24 protein-coding genes are annotated in these 25,336 nt (G+C 68.0%); 9 read left to right on the top strand and 15 right to left on the bottom strand.

Annotated features, from left to right (window positions below; genetic code table 11):
* Positions 1-7: 7 nt before the first annotated feature.
* The 8 genes from Y710_RS15305 to Y710_RS15270 all read right to left on the bottom strand — a co-directional run bounded on the left by Y710_RS15305 (position 8) and on the right by Y710_RS15270 (position 9,111).
* Positions 8-601, bottom strand: a complete 594-nt coding sequence (locus tag Y710_RS15305; protein WP_006897131.1) for a phosphatase PAP2 family protein — start codon at positions 599-601, stop codon at positions 8-10.
* The gene (locus Y710_RS15300) at positions 582-2,483 is read right to left on the bottom strand and encodes a glycosyltransferase (protein WP_062367834.1); all 1,902 of its coding nucleotides are present in this window, start codon (positions 2,481-2,483) and stop codon (positions 582-584) included. Before Y710_RS15300 ends, Y710_RS15305 begins: the two co-directional genes overlap by 20 nt.
* Positions 2,480-3,682: a UDP-galactopyranose mutase gene (gene glf, locus Y710_RS15295; protein ID WP_062367833.1), complete on the bottom strand. Its 1,203-nt coding sequence runs from the start codon at positions 3,680-3,682 to the stop codon at positions 2,480-2,482. The genes Y710_RS15300 and glf overlap by 4 nt, the downstream gene beginning before the upstream one ends.
* Before the next feature lie 105 nt (positions 3,683-3,787).
* Positions 3,788-5,407 carry a SpoIID/LytB domain-containing protein gene (locus Y710_RS15290; protein ID WP_006897134.1) on the bottom strand — a complete coding sequence of 540 codons (1,620 nt, stop codon included), beginning with the start codon at positions 5,405-5,407 and terminating at the stop codon, positions 3,788-3,790.
* 125 nt (positions 5,408-5,532) lie between these two features.
* On the bottom strand, positions 5,533-6,369 hold the full coding sequence (locus Y710_RS15285) for an HAD family hydrolase (protein ID WP_062367832.1): 837 nt from the start codon (positions 6,367-6,369) through the stop codon (positions 5,533-5,535).
* A complete protein-coding gene (locus Y710_RS15280) occupies positions 6,366-7,136 on the bottom strand; it encodes a lysophospholipid acyltransferase family protein (RefSeq protein WP_045538147.1) in 771 nt (256 codons plus the stop codon). The genes Y710_RS15285 and Y710_RS15280 overlap by 4 nt, the downstream gene beginning before the upstream one ends.
* A gap of 2 nt (positions 7,137-7,138) precedes the next feature.
* Positions 7,139-7,912: a lysophospholipid acyltransferase family protein gene (locus tag Y710_RS15275; protein WP_006897137.1), complete on the bottom strand. Its 774-nt coding sequence runs from the start codon at positions 7,910-7,912 to the stop codon at positions 7,139-7,141.
* 62 nt (positions 7,913-7,974) lie between these two features.
* On the bottom strand, positions 7,975-9,111 hold the full coding sequence (locus Y710_RS15270; protein ID WP_006897138.1) for an acyl-CoA dehydrogenase family protein: 1,137 nt from the start codon (positions 9,109-9,111) through the stop codon (positions 7,975-7,977).
* Between the two features lie 114 nt (positions 9,112-9,225).
* On the opposite strand from Y710_RS15270, the gene Y710_RS15265 reads away from it, so the two are divergent.
* Entirely contained in the window at positions 9,226-9,810 is a 585-nt protein-coding gene (locus tag Y710_RS15265) for a TetR/AcrR family transcriptional regulator (protein ID WP_006897139.1), read from the top strand.
* Between the two features lie 21 nt (positions 9,811-9,831).
* On the opposite strand, the gene Y710_RS15260 is transcribed toward Y710_RS15265, so the two are convergent.
* Positions 9,832-10,692, bottom strand: a complete 861-nt coding sequence (locus Y710_RS15260) for an SDR family oxidoreductase (protein ID WP_006897140.1) — start codon at positions 10,690-10,692, stop codon at positions 9,832-9,834.
* A gap of 191 nt (positions 10,693-10,883) precedes the next feature.
* On the opposite strand from Y710_RS15260, the gene Y710_RS15255 reads away from it, so the two are divergent.
* The 3 genes from Y710_RS15255 to Y710_RS15245 all read left to right on the top strand — a co-directional run bounded on the left by Y710_RS15255 (position 10,884) and on the right by Y710_RS15245 (position 14,066).
* On the top strand, positions 10,884-11,765 hold the full coding sequence (locus tag Y710_RS15255) for a TetR-type transcription factor C-terminal domain-containing protein (protein WP_062367831.1): 882 nt from the start codon (positions 10,884-10,886) through the stop codon (positions 11,763-11,765).
* 98 nt (positions 11,766-11,863) lie between these two features.
* Positions 11,864-13,441 (top strand): MBL fold metallo-hydrolase, encoded by a 1,578-nt coding sequence (locus Y710_RS15250; RefSeq protein ID WP_062367830.1) that lies wholly within the window; start codon positions 11,864-11,866, stop codon positions 13,439-13,441.
* Positions 13,428-14,066, top strand: coding sequence for a TetR/AcrR family transcriptional regulator (locus tag Y710_RS15245; RefSeq protein ID WP_062367829.1), 639 nt, complete (start codon positions 13,428-13,430; stop codon positions 14,064-14,066). The genes Y710_RS15250 and Y710_RS15245 overlap by 14 nt, the downstream gene beginning before the upstream one ends.
* A 182-nt stretch (positions 14,067-14,248) precedes the next feature.
* Here Y710_RS15245 and Y710_RS15240 read toward each other — a convergent pair whose 3' ends face one another.
* Positions 14,249-15,076: a CPBP family intramembrane glutamic endopeptidase gene (locus Y710_RS15240; protein ID WP_082781337.1), complete on the bottom strand. Its 828-nt coding sequence runs from the start codon at positions 15,074-15,076 to the stop codon at positions 14,249-14,251.
* 36 nt (positions 15,077-15,112) lie between these two features.
* Entirely contained in the window at positions 15,113-15,877 is a 765-nt protein-coding gene (locus Y710_RS15235; RefSeq protein WP_101841639.1) for a DUF2470 domain-containing protein, read from the bottom strand.
* A 120-nt stretch (positions 15,878-15,997) separates the two neighbouring features.
* Here Y710_RS15235 and pheA point away from each other — a divergent pair, with 120 nt between their 5' ends.
* The gene (gene pheA / locus Y710_RS15230) at positions 15,998-16,927 is read left to right on the top strand and encodes a prephenate dehydratase (protein WP_006897146.1); all 930 of its coding nucleotides are present in this window, start codon (positions 15,998-16,000) and stop codon (positions 16,925-16,927) included.
* A 4-nt stretch (positions 16,928-16,931) separates the two neighbouring features.
* Positions 16,932-17,597 (top strand): histidine phosphatase family protein, encoded by a 666-nt coding sequence (locus Y710_RS15225; protein ID WP_062367828.1) that lies wholly within the window; start codon positions 16,932-16,934, stop codon positions 17,595-17,597.
* 24 nt (positions 17,598-17,621) lie between these two features.
* Here the strand turns inward: Y710_RS15225 and Y710_RS15220 are convergent, their stop codons facing one another.
* On the bottom strand, positions 17,622-17,972 hold the full coding sequence (locus Y710_RS15220) for a metallopeptidase family protein (RefSeq protein WP_006897148.1): 351 nt from the start codon (positions 17,970-17,972) through the stop codon (positions 17,622-17,624).
* A gap of 1 nt (position 17,973) precedes the next feature.
* Entirely contained in the window at positions 17,974-19,368 is a 1,395-nt protein-coding gene (locus tag Y710_RS15215) for a septum formation family protein (RefSeq protein ID WP_062367827.1), read from the bottom strand.
* Positions 19,369-19,448: 80 nt separating this feature from the next.
* Between Y710_RS15215 and serS the strand changes: the two genes are divergently transcribed.
* The gene (gene serS / locus Y710_RS15210; RefSeq protein ID WP_006897150.1) at positions 19,449-20,702 is read left to right on the top strand and encodes a serine--tRNA ligase; all 1,254 of its coding nucleotides are present in this window, start codon (positions 19,449-19,451) and stop codon (positions 20,700-20,702) included.
* A 105-nt stretch (positions 20,703-20,807) separates the two neighbouring features.
* Positions 20,808-21,692, top strand: a complete 885-nt coding sequence (locus Y710_RS15205) for a Rieske (2Fe-2S) protein (RefSeq protein ID WP_006897151.1) — start codon at positions 20,808-20,810, stop codon at positions 21,690-21,692.
* Here the strand turns inward: Y710_RS15205 and Y710_RS15200 are convergent.
* On the bottom strand, positions 21,655-22,134 hold the full coding sequence (locus tag Y710_RS15200) for a hypothetical protein (protein WP_006897152.1): 480 nt from the start codon (positions 22,132-22,134) through the stop codon (positions 21,655-21,657). The two genes, Y710_RS15205 and Y710_RS15200, sit on opposite strands and share 38 nt — an antisense overlap.
* Positions 22,131-24,461, bottom strand: coding sequence for a molybdopterin oxidoreductase family protein (locus tag Y710_RS15195; protein ID WP_006897153.1), 2,331 nt, complete (start codon positions 24,459-24,461; stop codon positions 22,131-22,133). Before Y710_RS15195 ends, Y710_RS15200 begins: the two co-directional genes overlap by 4 nt.
* Before the next feature lie 233 nt (positions 24,462-24,694).
* Between Y710_RS15195 and Y710_RS15190 the strand changes: the two genes are divergently transcribed.
* A complete protein-coding gene (locus tag Y710_RS15190) occupies positions 24,695-25,006 on the top strand; it encodes a GlsB/YeaQ/YmgE family stress response membrane protein (protein WP_006897154.1) in 312 nt (103 codons plus the stop codon).
* The last annotated feature ends 330 nt before the right edge of the window (positions 25,007-25,336 follow it).

Genomic DNA, 25,336 nt, shown 5'->3' with positions numbered 1-25,336 from the left:
TGCTTCCTCACTTGCTCGAGTCTCGGTTGCGGGATTGTGCATCGGCGGCGATCACCGCTCCCGCGGTCACTGCACCGACAAGAGCGCCGGCGGCCACATCGGAAGGGTAATGGACACCCAGAACCAGACGCGAAAGCAGCATCGGCGGAACCACCGCAGCGGGCACCAGCACCTGCGCGACGGGACTGCCCGCGGCCCGCCCCAGCAGAATCGCCGCAGCGGTGGTGGACGTGGCGTGACTGGACGGGAAACTCAGCCTGCTGGGGGTCCCGACGCCGACGCGGATGTCGGGGTGGCTCGGACGCCTGCGGCGCACCACGCGCTTGATCACCACGGACGCGGCATGCGCCACGAATGCGCCGGCACCGGCTTCCAGGTAGCGGCGGCGCGCGACCTCGTCGCCACGTCGGTGCGCGGCGTAGGCGCCGGCCCCGGCGAGCGCCAGCCAGCCCAGCGAGTGCTCTCCGAAATGCGAGAGTCCGCGTGCGCCGGAGAGCACGCCGGGCCGGTCGGCGATCGCCGACTGAACGGCCACCAGCATCGCCGCCTCGCCGGTCGCGGGTTCCGGCGCGGCGATCTGATCAATCGATTCCGAAGACACGGGCCCAGCTCTCCTTGCTCACCAGATCGTCATGTGCGGCGCGGTACTCGTCCCGCTTCGCGTCGAACTCATCGCGCAAACGCTTGACGAGAGCCGCCGACTCCCTTGCCAACGACAGCATCTTGTCGCGATCACGCTGGCGGTAGACCACCCCGCGACCGTCGGCGGTGGTGACGGTGACGCCGTCGACCCGGCCGAGCGAGAACCAGCGCGCCTCGATGGGCGGATAATTGGCCTGCGGGACGCTGTGATGCCGGGGATCGGCCGGGCGCACGTTGTTCACGACCGCCGCGGCGAGTGCCTTCACCTTCGCGACCGGGCCGGTGGGGACGTCTGCGCCCAGCGCCGTGGCCTCCCCAGTGGCGGTCGGCAGGTCGGTGGCCGAGGGAAGCACCACCGCGTCGGGGTAGCCCTTGCGGATCTGCGCCACCTTGCCCAGGGCGGTGGGCAGCAGCGACCGGATGTGCTCCGGCCCGGCGAGGAAGTCGCGGATCGCCTCGTTCTGGATGGCGACCGTGGAGTACTCCAGGCACAGGAGGTGCTTCGCGGTGGCCTTGGCCATCGACTTGAGGATGCCGTCGATGGAGCCGTCGGTGTAGATCGACGCGACCACCAGGCGGTTGCGCAGATGGAAGTACGCCTGCCAGTCGATGGCGTCGTCCTTGTCGCTCCACGCCATATGCCAGATGGCGATGCCCGGGATGGTCGCGGTCGGATAGCCCGCCCGCTCGGCACGGAGCGCGAACTCCCAGTCGTCCCACTTGATGAACAGGGGCATCGGCAGGCCGATGGTCTCCGCGACCTCGCGGGGGATCATGCACATCCACCAGCCGTTGCCCTCGACGTCGATGCGCCGGTGCAGGTTCTTGGAGTTCTCGCGATCGCTGAGCGGATACTCGGCGAAATTGTGGTCGTACTCGACGAACGGAGCGGCGGTCCACATGAACCGGTTGCGGTCGATCACCTCCCCCATGCAGTGCAGATGGCTGCGATCCTGCAGGTTCAGCATCTGACCGCCGACCAACATCGGCGACTTGGCGAAGCGCGACATCGCGAGCGCACGCAGGATCGAGTCCGGCTCGATCATGATGTCGTCGTCCATGTACAGGATGTACGGGCTGTCGGTGAGCCGCAACGCCTCGTACATGATGCGCGCGTAGCCGCCCGACCCACCGAGATTGCCCTGGTCGAAGATGTGCAGACGATCACCGAGGCGCTCGGCGGCGGCCGAGTAGCCGTCCTCGTCGACCACCTTGCGGGTGCCCTGGTCGGGCATCAGGACGGCGTCGATCACGGCGTCGACCATCGGGTCCGAGGTCAGCGCGCTCAATGCCGCGACCGCGTCGGCCGGGCGGTTGAAGGTCGGAATGCCCACGGTGACGCGGTCGGTGCCGGCCTGTGCGGGCTCGATCGGTGCATACCACCCGGCCGAGAGGATCTCGGTGTCCGTGTCGGTGGTGATGTCGAACCAGATCCAGCCGCCGTCCTCGAACGGGCCGAGGTCGGTCTGAAACTCGAACACGCCGGTCCCGTCGTCCCCGAGCGGAACCAGATCGCCGCCGATCGCGATACGGGAGCCGTCGATCTTGGATCGGTAGAGGTCCACGCGCGCATTTCCGCGCACCTCGACGCGCAGGACCACCGAGTCCAGGACGCTCCAGCGGCGCCAGTACGAGGCGGCGAAGGCGTTGAAGTAGGTCGCGAAGCTGATCTCCGAATCGGCGCCGAGCCGCACGCTGGTGCGGTCGGGCGCGTGGGCGCGCGAGGCGTTGCTCGGCGACTCCACGAGGTACAGCGACCGAACGTCCAGCGGTTCACCGGGACGCGGGAAGATCACGCGCTGAAGCAGGCTGACCGCTCCGGATTGCTGTGCCTGAGTCATCGGGCCGCTCCCTCGGCCAGCGGCGCACCGTCGCGCAGGTGCGGCGCCAGCGTGTTGTCGAACATGGTCAGCGCGCTGGCGATGGCCATGTGCATGTCCAGGTACTGGTAGGTGCCGAGGCGACCGCCGAAGAGCACCTTGGACGAGGCCGCCTCGGCTTTCGCCAATTCGCGGTAGGCGTTCACCATGGCGCGATCGTCCGGGGTGTTGATCGGGTAATAGGGCTCGTCGTCGTCCTTGGCGAAGCGGCCGTACTCCCGCATGATGACGGTCTTGTCGGTCGGATAGCTCTTCCGCTCCGGGTGGAAGTGGCGGAACTCGTGGATCCGCGTGAACGGCACGTCGGCATCGTTGTAGTTCATCACCGGGGTGCCCTGGAAATCGCCGGTCGGCACCACCTCGAGCTCGAAATCGAGCGTGCGCCAGCCGAGCCGGCCCGCCGAGTAGTCGAAGTAGCGGTCCAGCGGGCCGGTGTAGACGACGGGTGCGTCGGGACTCGCGGCGCGCAGCTCGTCGCGGACGTCGAACCAGTCGGTCGACAACCGCACCTCGATGCGCTCATCGGCCGCCATGTTCTCCAGCCACGCGGTGTAGCCGTCCACCGGCAGACCCTCGTAGGTGTCGTTGAAGTAGCGGTTGTCGAAGTTGTAACGGACCGGCAGACGGGTGATGTTGCCCGCCGGGAGGTTCTTCGGATCGGTCTCCCACTGCTTGGCGGTGTAGTGCTTGATGAATGCCTCGTAGAGGGGACGGCCGATCAGGCTGATCGCCTTCTCCTCGAAGTTCGCCGCCGCATCGGTGTCGACCTCGGACGCCTGTTCGGCGATCAGCGCACGCGCCTCGTCGGGGGTGAAGTAGCGGCCGAAGAACTGGGACACCAGGCCCAAGCCCATCGGGAACTGGTAGGCCTGGCCGTTGTGCATCGCGAAGACTCGATGCTGGTAGCCGGTGAAGTCGGTGAACTGGTTGACGTACTCCCACACACGCTCGTTGGACGTGTGGAACAGGTGCGCGCCGTACTTGTGGATCTCGATGCCGGTCTCCGGCTCCGCCTCCGAGTACGCATTGCCACCGATGTGGTCACGCCGTTCGACGACGAGCACTCGCTTCCCCAGTTGCGTCGCTGCGCGTTCGGCGACGGTCAAGCCGTAGAAACCCGAGCCGACCACGATCAAGTCGTAGGTGCTGTTGTTCGTCACGACTGTTCAGCCTATCGGACCGATCCTGAGTATTCCCGCAGCGAGCACGCGCGACGGCCCGCCCGGCGGTGTGAGATTCGTCCGTGAAAGAGGCCGTGAGAACCGTCAGCCCAGGCCGTCCCGCGTGGGGAAACCGAGCGCGGCGAGGCCGCCCGCGTTCAGGAAGTCGGTCAGCGACTGGCCCATCAGCGCGTGCACGCCGGTGAGCGGGCTGAAGTAGATGACGCCGTTCTCCAGCACCTGCACCAGACCCGGCAGTCCCTTGCCGTCGGTGAGCAGTTCCGGTTTGGCGACGGTGCCCGTGGAGCCCTGCGAGTTGTCGCTGCGCTCCAGATTCACCTGCTTCAGATCCACCTGCTTCGCGGTGAGCTGCTTGAGTCCCTCGGTGACCAGTTTCTCCAGCATCGGGGTGACCTCGCCCACGATGCCGGTCACGTCGGGCAGTCCCACCGCCGACAGCCCGGGCACGATCTGGTTGAGGACGGCGCCCAGCGGGCTGAGGTCGAGCAGTCCCCCTCCCGGCGAGTCCGGTCCCACCTGCGGCTTGACGATCTTCGGCATCGATTTCTGGCCCCGCACGGAGAACCAGTCCGATTTCAGTTGCAGCTTGACCCGCGCGTCGTTGCCCGAGGCCTCCACCGTTCCGCCGGTGCCGGTCACCCGGACCTTGACGACGCGGCCGCCGCCTTCGCCGAGACCGTTGGCCTCGATCACCTCGAAGCTCTTGAGCGACCCGACGCCGAACGCGGAGCCGATGCTCGACGCGCTGACGGTCGCGGACCACGAGTGGTCGGGTGCGATGGAGTCGCCCGCATCGCGGACGGCCGGGAAGAGTCCGCCCGCGGTGTACCCGCCGGTGGAGGCCGAGAACTCGGTGAGAGCGGGTTTGCCGTTCAGCAACCGGATCTGCCCGGCGGTGGCGTCGGCGGCCCGGCTGGTCCGGGGATCCTCGCCGGAGGCGCCGTGATACATCTGGGACGCCTGGGTGTTGTCGATCTTGCGACCCGCGGCCAGTCCGGCCAACACATAGGAGCGCGCCGCGACCGCCTGCGCCTTGAGGGCCTCGAATCCGCCGGTGTCACCCCAGGACGGCATCGACTCCTTGGGGATCACACCCTTGACGTAGTCGTCCACGTGCAGCTTGTTGTAGACGCCGCCCGGACCGATGCCGATGGAGCCGCGGTACTTGTCGCCCCCGTTGCAGAAGGTCAGCAGTTCCTGGTCCGGCCGGTTGGTCCCCGGGTTGATCGGGTCCACCTGCGTGGCCGGAACAGTGCTGACGACGGCGCCGCCGCAGCCGTCGGTAATCGTGGCCGTACCCCCGGACAGGCTGACCGCCTGCCCGGGAGCGACCGTCTGCGTGCCTACGCGCATTCCGGCAGCCGCATGAACACCGACCGACGCCTTCTCGCTCAGCGAGACCGTGACGTCGGGGGTGCTCACCTTCCCCGCGACTGTGTTTCCGTAGTAGTGCCGGAGGATCTGATCCGCCGACCACCCCTGCTTCGCGTAGCCGTACGCACCCCACTGGCCCAGACCGCGTCCGTGCCCGTGCCCGTGCCCGTCGAGGACGATCGGCGTGTTCGCCGCCAGGGCGACCCCGTCGGAGGAGAACACGTCGGTGCCGCCGACGACCAGACCACCCGCGAGCAACGCGGGCGCCAGGCCCAGGGCAGCGAAGGTCAGAGTTCGCTTCTTGGCTCGGCTCGGTCGAACATTCGGCAACTGCACAACCCCTTATGGCGGGACCACTGCATGCGTGTGGCCCGTGTGACTAGTGGGACTCCTGTGACAGTAGTGACCAGACTGCGGACACGACAAGTTCAGACGGTCACAACCGAGTCACGCTTTTAGAACCAGCGTTCGAGGACCTGGGCGACACCGTCGTCGAGGTTCGACGAAGTCACTTCGTCGGCCGCCTCCGCCGCTGCCGGATCGCCGTGCCCCATCGCCACGCCGTGCGCCGCCCACCGCAGCATCTCGGCGTCGTTGGGCATGTCGCCGAACGCTATCGGTGCCCGTCCGTCGACGTCCGAATGCTCCACGAGCCACGCGAGCCCTGCGGCCTTGTGCGTTCCGGCCAGTGAGAACTCGATCAGGCCGGTGTCGATCGAGAAGGTGATCTCCGCCAGGTCGCCGACGCGCGGCGCCACCGCCTCCGCCATCGCGCGCGAGGACATGCTCGGCATTCGTGCCAGCAGCTTGACCGCAGGCGACGCGGCGACCTCGTCCTGGCTCACATAGACGTGATCGGCATTGAGCCAGGCGTGTTCGTAGCCCGGCGTCGCGACGAACGGCGGCGTCGCGGTGTCGTAGGCGGAGCCTCCGGCCCGCTCCGCGGCGAGCCCGCATCCCGGCAGTACGTCCGCGCAGATCTCGGCGATCCGAGCGAGTGCGCCCGGTTCGAGGGTCGCGGCGTGCAGCACCGTGTCGGTGGCGACGTCATACACGATGGCGCCGTTGGCACAGACCGCGTAGCGCACGGCGGCGGGGGTGTCCGCGAGTTGATCGGTGATCTCGGGAATCCAGCGTGGCGGGCGACCGGTAGCCAGAACCAGTTCGACGCCGCGCTCACGGGCGCGGCGCAGCACCGAGACCGTGCGGCCGGAGATCCGGTTGTCGTCGTCGATCAGGGTGCCGTCGACGTCCGAGGCGATCATCGTCGGAGTCGGCGAGTCGGTGGTCATTCGGATCGGCTCCCCCGTTTGGCTGCGCGACGTCGCGCCTTCTCCGCTGCTTCCGCGTCCTCGATCACCAGTGCCTCCGCGGGTGTCGGCGCACTGCCGCCGAGTCTCTCCGGCAACCAATCGGCACCGGCGGGCGCCTCCGGGTACCGGTCCTGCACCCGGTGCAGAAGGACGGTCATCGTCTCGCGCAGTCGGGCCGTGCCCACGGCGGGATCCTCGTCGGCGGAGAAGGTCATCGGCGCACCGAACTCGACGTCGATCGGGATGCGATGGAATCCGATCCGGCGCTTGGCGCCCTTGGTCCATTGCCGCTGTGCGCCCCAGACGATCGTCGGGATCACGGGTACGCCGGCCTCGGCCGCCATCCGCACAGCTCCCGACTTGAACTCCTTGAGTTCGAAGCTGCGGCTGACCGTCGACTCGGGGTACACGACGATGAGTTCACCGCCGCGAAGCGCGTCGACGGCGGATCGATATGCGTCCCCGCCCGCTGAACGGTCCACCGGCACCGCCCTGGCGTGTTTGACGAGAAATCTCATGATGCCCAGGTCCATCACTTCGGACTTGATGAGGTACCGCCCGCGTCGACCGCGCCGGTGGAGCCCCAGACCGGCCGGAATGAAGTCCACGTAGCTGGTGTGGTTGATCACCACGACACCCCCGCCCGCGGCGGGAACGTTCTCGAGGCCGAAGTAGCGACGCCGAACCCCCTGCGCCAGCATGATCGATCCGGCGATCCCCTCGAGGGTTCGATAGACCGGCTCCATCGTCAGTCCGCATCTCCGGACGCCTCGCGCCGAGCCCTCTTCGCCGCCTTGGCCTCGGCATCCGCGCGGTCCATCGCGTTGGCCTCCTCGAGCGTGGGGGCACCGCCGCCGCGCGCCGCGGGCACCCAGAACTCACCCGCCGGGTACTCGCCGTAGCCGTCCTGCAGTTCGGTGAGCTTGGCCCGCATAGAGTCGAACAACCGCTGAGTCAGTTCCTCCGGCGTGCCCTCCGGCCTCAGGGGCTCGCCGACCCCGACCATGATCTTGAATCCGGTCCGGCCCAGCTGCCGCGGATGTCCCTTGGTCCAGATCCGCTGCGCTCCCCAGATGATGGTCGGGATGATGGGCGCGCCCGACTCCAGCGACATCCGCGCCGCTCCGGACTTGAACTCCTTGAGTTCGAAGCTCCGGCTGATCGTCGCCTCCGGGTAGACGCCGACCAACTCACCGCGCTTGAGGTAGTCGACGGCGTCGCGATAACTCTGCGCACCGTTGGCGCGATCGACCGGGATGTGCTTCAGGGACCGCATGATCGGTCCGCCGACGGCGTTGTCGAAGACCTCTTTCTTGGCCATGAAGCGGACGTACCGCCGCGGCTTCTGCAGGAATGCGGGAATGCCCGCGAAGGTGAAGTCGAGGTAGCCGGTGTGGTTGATGGCCACCACCCCGGGACCGTGGGCCGGCATGTTCTCCACACCGGAGATATCGAACTTCAAGCCCTGGGCGAGCCAGAGCAGACGGGCGGTGGACACGACTCCGGCGTACACGGGTTCCATGTCAACAGAGCTTAGTCACCGGCTCCGACACCGCAGGACTCCGTCGTCGCCGGCTCCCGCGCTCATGCGAGCGATCGACTGATCACCAGCCGCTGGATCTGGTTGGTGCCCTCGAAGATCTGAGTGATCTTCGCTTCGCGCATGAATCGCTCCACCCGGAAGTCGCGCGTGTAGCCGTTGCCTCCGAACACCTGGACCGCGTCGGTGGTCACCTTCATCGCCGCATCCGTCGCCACCAACTTGGCCACCGACGCATTGCGCGAATACGGCAGTCCGGCGTCTCGGCGCCGTGCCGCGTCCAAGTACGTCGCCCTCGCCGAGTCGACGGCCGCGGCCATGTCCGCGAGCAGGAAGCCGAGCCCCTGGTGGTCGATGATCTTGCGGCCGAAGGTCTCGCGCTCCTTGGCGTAGGCCACCGCTTCGTCGAGGGCCGCCTGTGCGATGCCGGTCGCGACCGCCGCGATGCCGAGGCGTCCCGAGTCCAACGCACTGAAGGCGATCTGGAGTCCCTGGCCCTCCGCACCGATCCGGCGCTCGGCCGGCACCAGCGCACCGTCGTACCGGGCGGAGGTGGTCGGCACGGCGGCCAGGCCCATCTTCTCCTCGGGGCGCCCGAAGCTGAGGCCCTCCGTGCCGTCCGCCACGAGGAAGCAGGAGATTCCCTTGGACCCCTCGCCGGTCCGGGCGAACAGGTTGTAGAAGTCCGCGACGCCGCCGTGGGTGATCCACGCCTTCTCGCCGGTGATCCGGTAGTCGTCGCCGACCGCCTCCGCGCGGCATGCCAGGGCCGCGGCATCGGATCCGGCCTGCGGTTCGGACAGACTGTACGCACCGATGCTCGCCCCGCCGAGCATCTCCGGAAGCCAGCGTTCCTGCTGTTCCCGGGTGCCGAAGGCGAACAGCGGATGACATGCCAGGCTGTGCACGCTCACTGCGACGCCGACCGCCGCCCAGCGCGCCGCGATCTCCTCGAGTACCTGCAGGTACACCTCGTACGGTTGGCCTCCGCCGCCCCACTCCTCGGGATACGGGAGGCTGAGCAGCCCCGCCTCGCCGAGCTTCGCGAACACGCCCTCCGGATACTTCTCCGCCTTCTCGTGCTCGTCGACGATCGGAGCGAGCACCTTGTCCGCGATGTCGCGCGTCAGGTCGATCAGATCGCGGGCTTCTTCGGTCGGCAGCAGGCGGTCGACGGGCACGTCGGACTCCTCGGGATTCGAAAGCGAACAGTACTGGGAACGGTTTCAGAGTACTGCCGGGCCGGCAGTACTACAAGACAAGGAGCAGTACCCCTGGTCAGTACTATCGAACCCATGTCCGCGCCGACCGATCCCGACTTCGCCACGCGACGCCGCTCGCAGTTGTTCGACGAGTTGCTCGCGATGTTCCTCGAGGAGGGCTTCGCCCACTTCACCCTCGACGCCATCGCCGGGCGCCTGCGGTGCTCCAAGTCGACGCTCTACACGCTCGCCGCCAGCAAGGGCGAACTGGTCCGCGCGACCACCATCCACTTCTTCCGCCGGGCCACCGACGACGTCGAGGCCGCCGTAGCGGAGGCCGCGTCGCCGCGCGAGAAGATCACCGCCTATCTGGAGGCGGTGGGCGACGCACTCGGCGGGGCCTCGCCTGCGTTCATGACCGATCTCGCCGCCTTCGCTCCGGCGAGAGAGGCGTACGAGCAGAACACCCGGATCGCGGCGGCGCGCGTGCGGGAGCTGATCGACGAGGGCGTCGCCACCGGCCAGTTCCGGGACGTGCACGCGGCTTTCGCCGCCGACCTGGCCGCGACCGCGATGGTCCGGATCCAGCAGGGCGACGTGCGCGCGGCCACGGGCCTCGACGACGCCGGCGCCTACCGCGAATTGGCGGCGCTCCTCACAGCGGGGATCAGCGCCTGACCCGGATCATCCGCGGCCAGGTCAGCGCCCAGGCGACCGGTCCGGCCATCGCATCCAGAAGTCCAACTCGAGCGGTCCGGTGCCGGGTTCGGCCCGGTACGGCTCGAAGTCGGTGATCCCCTCCGCGGCGAGCACGTCGTCGTCGATCAGGCACCGGCCGGTGAACTCCGCCGCGGGCTTGGTCAGGACCGCGTACGCGGCGTCGCTCATGATGTCGGCACTGCGCGCACCCCGGAGCATCTCCTCGCTGAGGAGATTGCGGACCGCCGCGGTCGCGATCGAGGTCCGGGGCCACAACGTGTTCGCGGCGATGCCGTCCGCGGCGAGCTCCCGCGCGAAGCCGAGCGTCAGGATGGTCATGCCGAACTTCGACACGGTGTACGCCGCCCCGACCTGATCGAACCATTCGGGCGCGAGGTCCACCGGGGGCGAGAAGGTCAGGATGTGCGGGTTCTCCGACTTCCGCAGGTGCTCGATCGCCGCCTTCGAGAGTGCGAACGTGCCGCGCGCGTTGATGTCCTGCATGAGGTCGTACTTCTTCATAGGGATGTCGTCGGTGGCGGTGAGATCGATCGCCGATGCGTTGTTGACCACGATGTCTATGCCGCCGAACCGCTCCACCGTCTGCGCCACGGCGCCGGCGACGGACTCGTCGTCGCGGACGTCGCCCACGATCGGCAACGCCCGCCCGCCGGCCTCCTCGATCGCCGCGGCCGCGGTGTAGATGGTCCCGGGGAGCTTCGGGTGCGGCTCGGCCGTCTTGGCGAGCAGCGCGATGTTCGCGCCGTCGCGCGCCGCGCGAATCGCGACAGCCTCGCCGATGCCGCGGCTGCCGCCGGAGATGATGAGCGTCTTGCCGCGCAGTGAACCCGTCTCGGTCATGGTCGCCTTCCTGTCCACCGATCCGAGCCGTGACGGCCCAGATCGATCGTTCGTATTCGATCCGAACGTAGAAGGCTCGGACGCGTTCCGTCAATAGCCCGATCCACGCACTTCAAGCCCGTTAAAACAGACCGTCAGTCCTTTCGTGAACCGCTCCGATCGCACACGGCAGATTTAGTATCCTTAAATCCATGAACGATGATTCGGCGTCGGCCGCCACTATCGAAGCCGAGCTGGGATCGCGGATCCGAGCGGCACGCCTAGCTCAGCGGCGGACTCTCCGCGATCTCGCCGCGGCGGTCGGCGTCAGCACGGCCACGCTCAGCTTGATCGAGAACGGGCGATCCGGGCTTCGCGTGGCTCGGCTCGCCCGGATCGCCGACGCACTCGGACTTCCGCCGGCGGCGCTCCTGTGCCCCGAAGTCCCCGAACCGCCGGCTCCGGGGCCGCCCACAGCCGGCGGCATCCTGCCCGACGACGGCGACTGGCGACGGTACCGCCCACTCGTCCTCGATCCCGTTCTCGCCGCAGCGCTCGACGAGATCGTCGAAGTGGGATACCACGGCGCGACCATCCGCAGCATCGCGAACCGGTGCGGAAGCACGGTCTCGGCTCTCTACACCAGGTATGAGAACAAGCAGCACATCCTGATGACGCTGCAGGAGCTCGCCGTCAGCGCGGCGACCGACCGCGGCGCCGTCGCCCGCGCGGACGGCCGGAACCCCGTCGAACGCTTCTGCTTCCTGGTGGAGCATCTGGCATTGCTGCACACCTACCGGCGCGAGCTCGCGTTCATCGGCACCAGCGAACTGCGCAGTCTCGATCCGGAGAATCGGCGCCGGATCGCCGGACGCCGCACCGATCTGCAGCACATGGTGGACGAGGAGGTCGACGCCGCCGTGCGCGCGGGGCGGTTCCACCCGGACCATCCGCACGAGGCCTCGCGCGCGGTCGTGACCATGTGCACGGCGATCTCCGGCTGGTGGCGACCGGGCGGCCCGTTGTCGCCGGAGCGGGTGGCACAGTTGTACGTCGGCTTCGCACTTGACCTGATGCGCGCCGATCCGCGATAGCGACGCCGGTCACGGCGCGACGATCTGCCCCCACCGCCGACCGTGCTCGGCGATACCCTGGAACAACAGCCCCTGCGCCACCCGAAAGGCAGCACCCCGTGCAGATCACCAGCATCGGCCACGCCGGATTCCACATCCAGACCGCAGCCGGATCGATTCTCTGCGATCCCTGGGTCAACCCCGCGTACTTCGCCTCCTGGGTGCCCTTCCCCGACAACTCCGATCTGGACTGGAAGGCGCTCGGCGACTGCGACTACCTGTACGTCTCGCACCTGCACCGCGACCACTACGACGAGCAGAACCTGCTCGAGAACGTGAACAAGGACGCGACCGTGCTGCTGCCGGACTACCCGGTGCCGGATCTGCGCCGCGAGCTCGAACGCCTCGGCTTCACGAAGTTCGTCGAGACGCAGGACTCCACGAAGCACACCGTCTCGGGACCCAAGGGCGATCTGGACATCATGATCATCGCGCTCCGCGCGCCCGCCGACGGCCCCATCGGCGACTCCGGTCTGGTGGTCGACGACGGCGAGACCGTCTGTTTCAACATGAACGACGCCCGCCCGATCGATCTCGACGTGATCGCCGACGAGTTCGGCCGCGTCGATGTGCACCTGCTGCAGTACTCCGGCGCCATCTGGTACCCGATGGTCTACGACATCCCCCGCAAGTCGAAGGCCAACTTCGCGATGCAGAAGCGCCAGCGCGGCATGGACCGCGCACGCTCGTACATCGAGCAGGTCGGTGCCACGTGGGTGGTCCCGTCGGCCGGGCCGCCGATGTTCCTGGACGACGACCTGTTCGGTCTCAACGATTTCAACACCGGCAGCGATGCCGACAAGGCCAGCATCTTCCCCGATCAGGCGGAGTTCCTGGAACAGATGCGCACGCACGGCACCGACGACGGGGTCAAACACCGCGGACTGATGATGGTCTCCGGGTCGGCGGCCGACTTCGCGGGAGACGAACTTCGCGAGATCGTGCACCCGTATCCCCCGGAGACGGTTTTCGGCGAGAACAAGAAGGCCTACCTGGAGGCGATGAAGGAGAAGTTCGCTCCGGTCATCGCCGCGCAGAAGGCCACCTGGGCCTCGCCCGACGGACCGTCGCTCCTGGAACCGCTGCGCGAGAAGTTCGAGCCGATCATGAAGCAGTCGGACCTGATCTGCGACGGCATCGGCTACCCCGTCGGTCTGGTGGTGGGAGAAGAGACGTACGTGCTCGACTTCCCCAAGCGAACGGTGCGGATGCGCGAGGACGGCGACGGCAAGTACCGGTACGGATTCCGGATCGCCCCCGAGTTGGTGCGCACGGTGCTGCGCGACGACGAACCCGACTGGGTGAACACCATCTTCCTCTCGACCCGGTTCACCACCTGGCGGATCGGCGGATACAACGAGTACCTGTACACCTTCTTCAAGTGCCTCACCGATGAGCGCATCGCCTACGCCGACGGCTGGTTCTCCGAGGCGCACGACGACTCGGCGTCCATCGAGCTCGACGGGTGGGAGATCCAGCGCCGCTGCCCGCACCTGAAGGCCGATCTGAGCAAGTTCGGCGTGATCGAGGGCGAGAAGCTCACGTGCAACCTGCACGGCTGGCAGTGGGATCTGGCGAGCGGGCGCTGCCTGACGTCGAAGGGACACGAGCTGCGAGCACAGCGTGCCGAGCCCTAGTCCGGACGCCCCCAGCCGGTGCTATGCCGGCCGTTCACTGGCCGAGCGGAGGGCTGAGCGGCGGGAACGGTTCCAGGAGGCCGGCCTCGAGCTGTTCGGCACCCTCGGCTTCTCCTCCGTCACGGTCTCGGCGCTGTGCGCCGAGGCCGGATTGTCGCGGAGACAGTTCTACGAGGAGTACTCGAGCCGGGAGGCGTTGCTCGCCGAGGTCTACGACAAGATCCAGGAACACGCACGCAAGACTGTCGTCGACGCGGTGCGGGCGCTCGGGGAGACGAATCCCCGCGAGGCGGCGCGCGCGGCGATGAGCGCCTACATCGACACGATCGCGACCGATTCGCGAGCTATCCGATGCTCCTTCATCGAGGTCGTCGGCGTCTCCGCCGAAGTGGAACGGCGTCGTCTCGCCGGTCGTGTGACATGGGCGCGGTTCATCGCCGACACGATTTCAACGATCCCGGGAACCACGCGAAAAGACGTCGACTACGCCGCGACTGCCTTCATCGGCGCGCTGACCTCGGTCGTTCACCGCTGGGGGACGGCACAGGAGCGTCCGGACCGGTCGGAGATCGTAGATCTGCTGTCGGACATACTCGTTCACATCGCAATCGACCGCACTGACTAGTGCACACAGCCGGTTAACCGTGATAGCTTTGGCACAGGTTCTGAGACGCTAGAGTCTCACACCGCGTGCTCGGTCCGGGTGGAATCGGGGCTCTTGGGAGGGAGCTGCTCGGATCGCCGGAGGGCGCGGCGCCGGTTTGGGGGAGAATCCGCAAACTGCGCCGCGCTTTCTCTTGCCGCAGGTCAGGACGGATTCAGCACACCGGTCGCGACCAGGACCGCATAACCGATGAAGGCCACGGTGTCGATCAGCGCGTGCGCCAGGACCAGCGGCCAGAGCCGCCCCGTCGCCTGATACCAGCGTCCGTACACCAGACCCATCACGAGGTTGCCCGCACCGGCCCCGATGCCCTGGTACAGGTGGTAGCCGCCGCGCAGAAGCGCGGACGACGCCAGCGCACCCCGCTCTCCGACGCCCAACTGCCGTAGCCGGGTCATGAAGTAGCCGACCACGACGACCTCCTCGGCGAACCCGTTGCCGAACGCCTTCATCGCCAGAACCGGGATCCGCCACCACAGACCGTCGTCCGGCGCCGCCACGAGCTGCGAATTCCAGCCCATCGCCTGAGAGAACGCGACCAGCGCCAGACCGGGCAGTCCGATGATCGCCGCCAGGACTGCGGCGGGCGGCACATCCGCACGCACGGGCCGCCCGAGGCCGATCCGCCGAAGGCCGATTCCGCTGCGCCACAGCAGGTACGCGCCCAACCCACCGATCGCCAGCAGGCGGACCACGCTCATCGACTGACGGATCACGTCGATCGCGGCCACCGACGAGCTCACCGGGTTGAGGGCGACCGTCGTGTCGCCGATGCCCGCGGTGAGAGCGTTCTCCGCCAACGACAGCACCGCGTACACGGCCGAGAACCCGAAGGTGAGAACGCCGACGAGGATCAGTTCGACGACGATCGCACGCCGTTCGCGGCGGTCGTCGACGCGTCCCACGGCAGGCGCGGGCGGGTGGACGAAAGCCCGCAGAAGTCCGCGGATGCCGCCCGCCTCAGAACTCACCGCTCCAACGGTAGCGGCAGCACTGAGGCGATGCGTTCAGTCCTCGCCGAAGCAGGGATGCAGGGCCAGCGAGTGAATCGCCGCGGACAGTTCCGGGATGCGGGAGACCGGGCGGGCGAACGGCATCCGCACGTCTTCATCGCGATTGCCGACCTCCACGCGGAAGGTGATGCCGAACCGGTCCAGGCGCAGCGGCCGGGCGCGCCCGCCTCGGACGTGGTCGGGCAAGCGCTGAGCGAGTTGGCAGATGAGGTCCTGGTGATCGGCGTCCAGGTGCACCAGCCAGTCGTTCTCGAACTCCCAGAACAGATCCGGACTCGCGGCGGCGAGCGCGTCCACGTCGACGCCGCCCGCCCCGGTCGACGTCGCGATGACAGCCGACTCGAGCGCCATTCGCATGAGGCTGTATCCGTGGCCCACGTCGAGCAGCTTCTCGTCCGGGTGGTCACCGGCGATCTCCACCGCCAGGTCGCGCTCGAGCCGTGCGGGCACCTCGTGAAGCGTGCCCGACAACCAGATCAGCGACCGCACCCGCTCGCGCATCCTGACCGGTGCGACGTCGATGACCTCGACCATCGCCGTGACGTCTCCGCCCTCGCGGACCAGGCGCAGCGCCGGCGTCTCGTCGGGAACCAGGAGAAAGGCGTCGCTTTCGAACAGATGGACCATCCCGACCGAATCGCACCCCTTCGGCTCGGTCGCCGCACAGTCCGGCGCACTGACCGACAGCGTTCCCGAATGAGCACGACGGCAGGCCGTCTGGATCAGTTCGGCATCGCACGGCGCGAGGATCGTGTTCACGTCCACCTCCAGGAAACGGTCTAATTAGCTAAGCCTAACTTATGCTCACCTAACCTAACCTGAGGGCTTTTCGCCGTCAACGCCCCGGCCGCACGGCCGGTTTCTCTCGACTACTGTGAAATGGTGCCCGTCTACGCTTACTTCGGCCCCGCCGGCACGTTCACCGAGATGGCGCTCGATGCCGTCCTGCGCCGACGCGGCGAGGCATCGACGGCGACCAAGATCGCGGTGAGCAATCCGCCGGCCGTCATCGATCTGATCCGCAGCGGGGGCGCGGACTTCGGCTGCGTCCCCATCGAGAGTTCGCTCGAGGGAGCGGTCCCGGCCACGATGGACGCCCTGTCGCCGAGCGCCGGCCTCCCGCGCGTCCAGGCGTACGCGGAGGCGGCTCTCGACATCTCCTTCACCGTCGCCGCGGCAACGCCCATGGACCCCGCCGACGTGCGGACCGTCGCGGCGTATCCGGTGGCCGCGGGTCAGGTCCGCCGCAGCATCGAAGAGCTGTTCCCGCGGGCCGAGGTGGTCGTCGCCACCTCCAATTCGGGCGCAGCGCGCGACGTGGCCGAGGGTCGCGCCGACGCCGCCGTGACCACGGCCGCCGCGGCGCGGATGCATGAGCTGGCGACGCTGGCCGACGGCGTCGCCGACTCCGACGACGCCGTCACCCGGTTCCTGCTGCTGGGGCCTGCGGGGCCGCCGCCGGAACCGACGGGAGCAGACCGCACGTCGGTGATTCTGGACCTTCCGAACACGCCCGGAAGCCTGGTCGCGGCGATGAACGAGTTCGCGATGCGCGGCATCGACCTGACCCGTATCGAATCGCGGCCGGTCGGCCCCGGACAGTACCGTTTCTATCTCGACGCGCGAGGCCACGTTCGGGACGCTGCGGTCGGCGAGGCGCTCCGCGCCCTGCACCGCAGTGCCGAACGTGTGGTCTTTCTCGGATCGTGGCCGGTCGACCCGCAGTTGGCCGTGACCACGGCCGCGACACCGCCCGACCACACCGAGTCACGCGAGTGGTTCCACCGTCTTCTTTCTGGAGAACTCTAAAGACATGGCAAGGCTTCACCTGGTCCGGCACGGCGAGACCACGTCCAACGTGCTCAAACGTCTCGACACCGCACTTCCCGGCGCGTCGCTGACCGATTTCGGCGCGCGACAGGGCGTGCGGTTCGGGCTCGAACACCCGCTGACCGACTCGGCGGTGCTGGTGAACTCTGTCGCCAATCGGGCGCAGCAGACCGCGGAACTGATCGGATCGGTGTGGGACTCGTCCACCGAGACCGTGGAAGGCGTTCACGAGATCCAGGTCGGCGACCTCGAGGGGCGCAGCGACCGCGAGGCGCATGAGCAGTTCCACGAGATCGTCGCGCGCTGGCACCGGGGCGACCTCGACGCCCGGCTGCCCGGTGGCGAGTCGCTGGAGATGCTTCACGACCGCTATCTGCCGATCATCGACGATCTGGCGTCGCGGTACCTCACCGGCGCGAATCAGCGGGACGTGTACTTGGTCTCCCACGGTGCGGCGATCCGGCTGATCGCCGCACACCTGACGCGGCTCGACCCGGAGTTCGCCATGAAGAACTACCTGAACAACACCGGTTCGGTGGAGTTGGAGTTCACCGGCGATCTGTGGGTCTGCCACCGATGGGGCGAAGCCGCACTGCCGGACGCCGACGGTTCGGATACCGCACCCGGCTACGAGGATCCGATGGGCTGACCCGGCCCCGACGGCCTGATCCGGTCAGCCCCAACCGTTGGCGTGCAGCCACTCGTCGCTGATACCGAAATGGTGCCCCACCTCGTGCAGCACGGTGATCGCGACCTCTCGGCGCAGTTGCTCGGCCGAATGGCACATCGCGAGGAGCGGCTCGCGATAGATCTCGATCGTGTCGGGCAGGAAGCCGCTGTACTCGGTGGTCCGCTCGGTGAGCGCCACACCCGTGTACAGGCCCAGGATGCCGGGATCGTCCTCGTTGTGCGGACGCACCAGGATCACGACGTTCGACATGGCGTGCATCAGCTCCTCGGGGAGGAGGTCGAGCGCATCGCCGACGAGGTTCTCGAACTCTCGCTCCGACATCCGCAGCGGCATGTCAGCCGCCTGCCGGCGCGGGAAGCTGCGCGTCGTTCGGCGTGTAACCGGGAGGCAGTGGCACGGGCTCGCCCACCGACCGTCCCGGCGGGCCGACGTCGACCGGCTTCGGACTGCCGCCGTTGATGAGCAGCGTGTCCGGTCCGCCGCGGGCGTCGCCGACCAGGGTCGCGAAGCCGCCGCGGTCGGGCAGCGCCGCGTAGCAGACCACACGCCGGCTTCCCGTCAGCCAGCTCACCTCGGAGATCACCGACCACTGCACGTTGAGCGTGGTCGCCTTGAACTTCTGCGCGCCGCCGAAGAACCTGTTCGTCTGCGTCGGGCAGATCGTCTTCAGGTAGTCGTTCTGATCCGCGACGCTGGGCCACGGCTTGCCGGAGTTGCGGCCCCCGAAGCGCTGGGACAGGTCCACGGTGCCGGTCACCTGGAAGGCGTGGGGTTCGGCGCAGTTCACGACGCTGCTGGTGGCCTTGCGGGTGGTCTTGTCGATGCCGATGCAGGTGCCGTCGGGCCATGCGAACGACTGGTCCACATCGCGGACGCGGCCGGTGAACTCCTCCTGGCCGCCGCCGGCACCGGGTTGTTCGATTCCGCAGCGCAGACTGCGCACGCCGCGTTCCCACTCCACCTTCGACGGGAACATCAGTCCGGGCGAGAGCCGGCCCTGCGGATCCAGTCCACCGCCCAGGTAGCGGTCGACGATCACGCCGCAGCTCTCATCGCGGATCGCGGCGAAGCGCTCCGGTCCGGGCCACGGTGCCTCCGAGGAGAACTCGGAGCTCGGGAACGCGGAGGTGTCGAGCACACCGGCCACTTCGAACCGATGCGGCGACTCGCACGCCACCGCGCTCGGCTCGCCGGGTGTGTCGGCGCTCCAGGTGAGGCAGTCGCCCGCCTCGGATCGGGTGAAGTCGTTCTCCTGCGCGGGCGATCCCTCACCGATGACCGACGAGCCGACATCGCCGACGTCGTCGAAGACACCGGTTCCGAGCATCACTCCGCCCGCGGCGAGCGCACCGACGAGCACGGCCCCGAGCACCAGCCGCAACGAGTTCTTCGGCATCCGGTTGCGGGAGTCGGCCGGCTCGCGGCCGTCGGCGGGCTCGGGCCCCCCGTCGTCCCCATCGCGCTCTCCGTCGTCACCGTAGTCGTCGTCGCCGTATCCGTCGTCGCCGTAGTCGTAGGCGTCCTCCGGTTCGACGCCCCACTCCTCGACGTCGTCCTCGACCTCCGCGTCGTAGTCGTCGAGTCCGGCCGTCGGCTCCGCCTCCCCGCCGATCTCCGGGAGCTCTGCGGTCGCCTGCTCATCGCCTTCGACGGCACCGACCGGCCCCCACACGTCGGCATCGCCGTCGACGACGGGGCGGGCCTCGTCGTCGCCGCGGCCGTCATGCATCGGTTGATCCCTCTTCGAAGTCATCGCGTTCCATCATGCCTGGTCGTTGCTCGCCTCGTGTTCCGAGTAGGGTTCAACGTGTGATCGACCTGAAGATCGTGCGTGAGAACCCCGACCTTGTACGTGCCTCCCAGCGTGCCCGCGGCGAGGATCCCGGACTCGTCGACCAGCTCCTGGAGGCGGACGCGGCACGGCGCTCGGCGATCGCCGAAGCCGACGCCCTGCGCGCGGAGCAGAAGTCGCTCGGCAAACTCGTCGGCAAGGCATCCGGAGACGAGAAGACCGCTCTGCTCGCCAAGGGCAAGGAACTGGCCGAGCAGGTGAAGGCCGCCGTCGCGAAGCAGAACGACGCCGACTCCGCGTCGCAGGCCGCGCACCGCGCCATCTCGAACATCATCACCGATGCCCCGGCCGGTGGCGAGGACGATTACCTCGTCCTCGAACACGTCGGTGAACCGCGCGCCATCGACGACCCGAAGGACCATCTCGAACTCGGAGAGAGCCTCGGCCTCATCGACATGGCCCGCGGTGTCAAGGTGTCGGGTTCGCGGTTCTACTTCCTCACCGGTCTGGGCGCGATGCTGCAGCTCGGTCTGCTCAACATGGCCGCGGCGAAGGCGACCGCCAACGGTTTCACGCTGATGATCCCGCCGGTCCTGGTGAAACCGGAGATCATGGGCGGCACCGGCTTCCTGGGCGCGCACAGCGACGAGATCTACCACCTCGACGAGGACGACCTGTACCTCGTCGGCACGTCGGAGGTGCCTCTCGCCGGGTACCACAAGGACGAGATCCTCGACCTCTCCGGCGGACCGAAGCGTTACGCGGGCTGGTCCACCTGCTTCCGCCGCGAGGCGGGGTCGTACGGCAAGGACACCCGCGGCATCATCCGCGTGCACCAGTTCGACAAGGTGGAGGGCTTCATCTACTGCAAGCCGGAGGACGCCGAGGCCGAGCACCAGCGGATTCTGGGCTGGGAGAAGGACATGCTCGCGGCGATCGACGTGCCGTACCGAGTCATCGACGTGGCAGGCGGGGACCTGGGCAGCTCGGCCGCCCGCAAGTTCGACTGCGAGGCATGGGTTCCGACGCAGGGCACGTACCGCGAACTCACCTCCACGTCCAACTGCACCACCTTCCAGGCACGACGACTCTCTGTCCGCTACCGGGACGAGAACGGCAAGCCTCAGATCGCGGCGACCCTCAACGGCACCCTCGCGACCACCCGGTGGCTGGTCGCCATCCTCGAGAACCACCAGCAGCCGGACGGTTCGGTTCGCCTTCCCGAGGAACTCGCGCGGTTCGTCGGGGTGGAACACATCCGACCGGTGTAGTCGGCATTCCGGACGTCGTCGTCCGCGCCCTCGAAACCGTTTCATCCGTGCCGTCGCCGGGTATCCGACGGCACGGATGAAACCGCCAGAGAGGACCTCGGGTCGATGGACGTGCCACAGAGACTGATCGATCGCATCAGCGAGTTCGAGGAGGCCGATCGGGCCGCAGCGCCGCTCGCCGGTGCGGTACACCGCGTGACTCGGCGCGATGCGGTGAAGAACGCACTGTCGGGCAGCGCACTCGGCCATCAACTGCATCCGGTGCTGACCGATCTGCCGATCGGCGCCTGGACGATGGCGTCCGCGCTCGACTACTTCGGCGGCACTCGTCACGCGGACGGCGCGAGGCGGCTGGTCGCGCTCGGTGTGCTCAGCGCTGCGCCCGCCGCTGCGGCCGGAGCCTCCGATTGGTCGGATTCGTACGGCGGCGACCGGCGGATAGGCCTCGTCCACGGCGTGATGAACCTGGCGGCCACGGGTGTGCACGCCTGCTCATGGGTGGCCCGGATGCGCGGGCGATCGAAGGCGGGGGTGGCGCTGAGCACGATAGGTCTCGCCCTCACGGCGGGGGCGGGGTACCTCGGCGGCCATCTCTCGTTCGCCCGCGGCGTCGGCGTCAACCGAACCGCATTCGAACCAGCGGTCACCGAGTGGACGCGAGTGGCGGCGCTGCACGAGCTCGAAGAACGCAAACCCCTGCGTGTCGAGGCCGCGGCGGTGCCCGTCGTTCTCGTGCTCGTCGACGGCCGCGTCCATGCGCTCTCGGCCACGTGCATCCACGCCGGGGGCCGGCTCGACGACGGGATGGTGATCGATGAAGATTCCGGCCCGTGCCTCGTGTGTCCGCTGCACGGCAGTACATTCCGTCTCGCGGACGGCGGCATCGAGCGAGGGCCGGCCGCGGTGCCGGAGCCGCGCTGGCAGGTGAGAATCGACAGCGGTGAGATCTGCGTCAGCCGGCGGACAGTGCCTGCGGCGAGAGGGTTCTGACCAGATTCCTGGCCCATTCGAACTGGCGCTCAGCTTGTGACAGACACTGATCGACGAGCGCGGAGCACTCGGAATCGTTGGTAGCGGCGGCGCCTTGGCCGAGGATCTCCCACTGCATCGTCAGCCCTGCGATCCGTTGACAGACGCCGCACAATTCGGCGACCGGCAGAAGCGACGCGGGGAGCTCTCGGGCCGGAGTCTCGAACACACTCGACGGGCCGACGGCGGCCTGAGTGTCGAACGTCGCCTCCGACTCGACGCCGCGAGCGACGGCCAGCGATCTGACGGCACCGGCGTGATTGCGCGACCAGGCCGCGAGATCCGCAGCGAGATAGTGGATCTCAGGGTCGGTCGGGTGGTCTCGTGCGATCGATTCCAGCTCCAGGGCGAGAAGTCGTTCGGAGCGCTCGAGTTCACGAAGGAGGAGGCCCAGGTTCTTCATCGCGTCCCCTCGCTCTCCCTGGAGAGCAATGCGATGGCGGCGGCCGCGGTTTTGAATATCGGTTGCTTGGACGCCGGATCCCAGTCCGTGAGCGTCAGCTCGTTGGCGGCCCGGTCGTGAGCTGCCGGTGATTCCACGTCCCAATAGCCGTAATGGAAGGGCAGAAACAGCACCCCCGGTCGAATGTCCGCGATCCGTGCGGCGGCGCGCACCGTGCTGCGGGGACTTCGGATCTCGACCGGATCGCCGTCGCGAATGCCGTGGGTGGCCGCATCTGCCGCTGACAGCTCGACCCACACCTCCGGGGCCGCACCGTTGAGTTCCGGTGCCCGGGCGGTCTTGGTTCGGGTGTGGAAGTGGTAGACGGTCCGCCCCGTGATCAGGGCGAAAGGGTATTGCGCCGACGGTGGTTCGTGCGGCGTCTCATAGTCTGCGGACTTGATCAGCGCGCGTCCTTTCGGATCGTTCGCCCGGTACCGGGTGGCGTCGACGGGAGATCCGGTGATCAGGTCCTTGCCGTACGTCTCGCACTCGTCGGCCGCGGTCCAGAAACGACCGTCCGCATAGAGGCGTGCCGTGCCGCCGGGCGCGGTGTCCGTGCACGGCCACTGCACGCTGCCCTGCTCACGCAGCCCCGCATAGCTCATGCCGCTGTAATCGCAGAGTCTGCCGGCGCTGCACCGCTTCCACGCTTCGAACACGGCCTCCGCGTTCGACCACGGCGTCAGCGGGCGGCCGTCTCGGTCACGGAAGTCCATCCGTCGCGAGAAGTCCAGAAAGATGTCCAGATCCGCACGGGCCCCTCCGGGTGGGTCCACCGCCTTCTCCGACAGGTGCACGGTGCGGTCCGCGTTGGTGAAGGTACCGACCTTCTCGCCCCACGCCGCCGCGGGCAGCACCACGTCGGCGAGCATGCCGGTCTCGGTGAGGAAGATGTCCTGCACCACCAAGAACAGACTCTCCTTCGAGAGGATCGACCGTACCCGGCGCAGCTCCGGCATCGAGACAGCGGGATTGGTCGCGGAGACCCAGAGCATCTTCAGCGATTCCTGCTCGGCGTACCGGAAGATCTGCATCGCGTGGGTCGGCGGCGCGAAATGCGGGATCGTCGCCGCATCGACGTTCCAGACCGAGGCGAGCTCTCTCACGTGTGCGGGGTTGGCCCAGTTCCGAAAACCGGCCAGGTCGCCGTCGGCGCCGCACTCACGGGTGTTCTGTGCGGTCGGCTGCCCGTTCATCTGCAGTACGCCGCAGCCCGGACGTCCCAGCATTCCTCTGAGCAGGTGGATGTTGTTGACCTGTACCGCCGACGCCGTGGCTTGATGCGACTGGTAGAACCCCTGCAGGACCGTCGACAACAGTCTCTGGGCTTCGCCTATCAGCCTCGCCCCATGCCGGATGTCGTCGGCCCCGACTCCGCAGATGTCTGATACTCGCTCCGGCGGGTACTGCGAGACGAGGTCGGACAGGTCCTCGAATCCGACGGTGTGTTCCCGGATGAACTCGTCGTCGATCCACCCGTTGACGACGAGTTCGCGCAACAGACCGTTCATCAGTGCGAGGTTCGTTCCGGGCAGCGGCGCCAGATGGACGCTCGCCCGTCGCGCGACCGCGGTTGTCCGCGGGTCGACGCAGAGGAGCTTCGGCGGATCCGGAGCCGCGAGACGGTCGAGTATCCGCATCCAGGTGACGGACTGGGTCTCCGCGACGTTGTGCCCGAAAAGCGCGATGACGTCCGCATGGTCGACATCTGCCAACGTACCGGGTTGGCCGTCACTGCCGAACGATTCCTTCAGTGCTTCACCGGCGGTAGCGGTGCACAGGCGAGTGTTGCCGTCGAGGTGGTTCGTACCGATCCCGGCGCGGGCGATCACGCTCAGCGCGTAGTACTCCTCGAGGAACAGCTGGCCGGATGTGTAGAACCCGATCGAACTCGGGCCGCTGGAGTTCAGCAGGTCCTCGGCGTGTTCGGCGATCCGGCTCATCGCGGTGTCCCAGTCGGTGGGGACGAGTTCACCGTCCTTGCGCACCATCGGCGTGCTGAGCCGGTCCGGGGAGGCGTTGGCCTTCCAGCCGTAGCGGTCTTTGACGTCGAGCCTTCCGCGGTTGATCCGGTCGTCGGCACGGCCTCGGATTCCGACGATCCGACCTCTCCGGACGGCGATCTCGAGGCCGTCGCCATTCGAGTGAAGAACCGACGCGGTCGGTACCCAACAGTCCACGTCGTCTGACGTCGTGCCGGCCGCCAGCTCGGTATCGACCCGTCGCGGCCACATCTGGGCCCTCTTGTACGGGGTGCGCGGCCCCCAGATGTCGGTCACGGCCATCACTCCCCTGCTTGACAACGCTGTCGCTGCCCAGCGGGTACCCGACCGAACCGCTCTGAAACCTCGGCGAATCTCGACGCGACTCCCCGAGGAGAAGGCTCTCGCGGTCGTACGTGGGCGTACGAGCGCGCACAGCCGATGCCGACGGATGTTTCGTCTCCGGGGTCCGCGGGCATTCCCCGTGAAGTTCTCCACCGACCTGCAAAGACCGAGATCTCACTCAAGGAGCCGGCATGACCGACCACCTACTGCTCGCCGACGAGGTTCTGGCGCGCTCGTCCATGTTCACCTCTGTGGGCTGGATCGGCTACATCATCATCGGCGGCGTGGCGGGATGGCTCGCAAGCAAGATCACCGGCGTGGACGCACAGATGGGCCTGTTCGCCAACATCGTCGTGGGCGTGGTCGGTGCTCTGATCGGCGGATTCGTGCTGAGCTTCTTCCTCGACACCGCCAGCGCCGGGATGTGGTTCACATTCCTCACCGCGCTCGCCGGTGCGGTGTTGCTCCTCGTCGTCCTCAAGGCCCTTTCACGACGAGCCTGACAGTCTCGTCGCTGAGACGACGGCTGCGGCGACGGTCTGACCGGCGACCTCGCCCGAGGTGCCGCGCCGCTCGGCGGCCGCACCGACGGTGGCGAGACCGGTAGCGTAGTTCAGATGAACTCCCAGCGACCCGAGCCGCCGTACCAGCGGCGACCGAGCGGAGGCCCTCGACCGGAGGCGCCGACCCGCAGGGTCTCCGGTCCGCCGCCCGGGGAGCCGGGCTACCGGCCGCCACTCGCGTGGTCGCAGGAACCCGACCCCCGTTCGCGGCGACGTTCGCCCGCGCCGCCGCCCCANGCCCGCCGGTCCCCGCCCGGCCGCTCCCGGCGC

The organism is Gordonia sp. QH-12 (genome assembly GCF_001578675.1).
GTDB lineage: Bacteria > Actinomycetota > Actinomycetes > Mycobacteriales > Mycobacteriaceae > Gordonia > Gordonia sihwensis.
Note: the sequence above shows the minus strand (reverse complement) of the source record. Positions and strands in the feature narration are given on the sequence as shown.

Excerpts from the sequence above, each read along its gene's own strand:
- Y710_RS15225 (WP_062367828.1), top strand. The coding sequence starts at position 16,932 with ATGGCAAGGCTTCACCTGGTCCGGCACGGCGAGACCACGTCCAACGTG.
- Y710_RS15220 (WP_006897148.1), bottom strand. The coding sequence starts at position 17,972 with ATGCCGCTGCGGATGTCGGAGCGAGAGTTCGAGAACCTCGTCGGCGAT.
- Y710_RS15215 (WP_062367827.1), bottom strand. The coding sequence starts at position 19,368 with ATGCATGACGGCCGCGGCGACGACGAGGCCCGCCCCGTCGTCGACGGC.
- Y710_RS15265 (WP_006897139.1), top strand. The coding sequence starts at position 9,226 with ATGTCCGCGCCGACCGATCCCGACTTCGCCACGCGACGCCGCTCGCAG.
- Y710_RS15260 (WP_006897140.1), bottom strand. The coding sequence starts at position 10,692 with ATGACCGAGACGGGTTCACTGCGCGGCAAGACGCTCATCATCTCCGGC.
- Y710_RS15255 (WP_062367831.1), top strand. The coding sequence starts at position 10,884 with ATGAACGATGATTCGGCGTCGGCCGCCACTATCGAAGCCGAGCTGGGA.
- Y710_RS15205 (WP_006897151.1), top strand. The coding sequence starts at position 20,808 with ATGGACGTGCCACAGAGACTGATCGATCGCATCAGCGAGTTCGAGGAG.
- Y710_RS15300 (WP_062367834.1), bottom strand. The coding sequence starts at position 2,483 with ATGACTCAGGCACAGCAATCCGGAGCGGTCAGCCTGCTTCAGCGCGTG.
- Y710_RS15195 (WP_006897153.1), bottom strand. The coding sequence starts at position 24,461 with ATGGCCGTGACCGACATCTGGGGGCCGCGCACCCCGTACAAGAGGGCC.
- Y710_RS15285 (WP_062367832.1), bottom strand. The coding sequence starts at position 6,369 with ATGACCACCGACTCGCCGACTCCGACGATGATCGCCTCGGACGTCGAC.
- Y710_RS15280 (WP_045538147.1), bottom strand. The coding sequence starts at position 7,136 with ATGGAGCCGGTCTATCGAACCCTCGAGGGGATCGCCGGATCGATCATG.
- Y710_RS15190 (WP_006897154.1), top strand. The coding sequence starts at position 24,695 with ATGACCGACCACCTACTGCTCGCCGACGAGGTTCTGGCGCGCTCGTCC.
- Y710_RS15200 (WP_006897152.1), bottom strand. The coding sequence starts at position 22,134 with ATGAAGAACCTGGGCCTCCTCCTTCGTGAACTCGAGCGCTCCGAACGA.
- pheA (WP_006897146.1), top strand. The coding sequence starts at position 15,998 with ATGGTGCCCGTCTACGCTTACTTCGGCCCCGCCGGCACGTTCACCGAG.
- Y710_RS15275 (WP_006897137.1), bottom strand. The coding sequence starts at position 7,912 with ATGGAACCCGTGTACGCCGGAGTCGTGTCCACCGCCCGTCTGCTCTGG.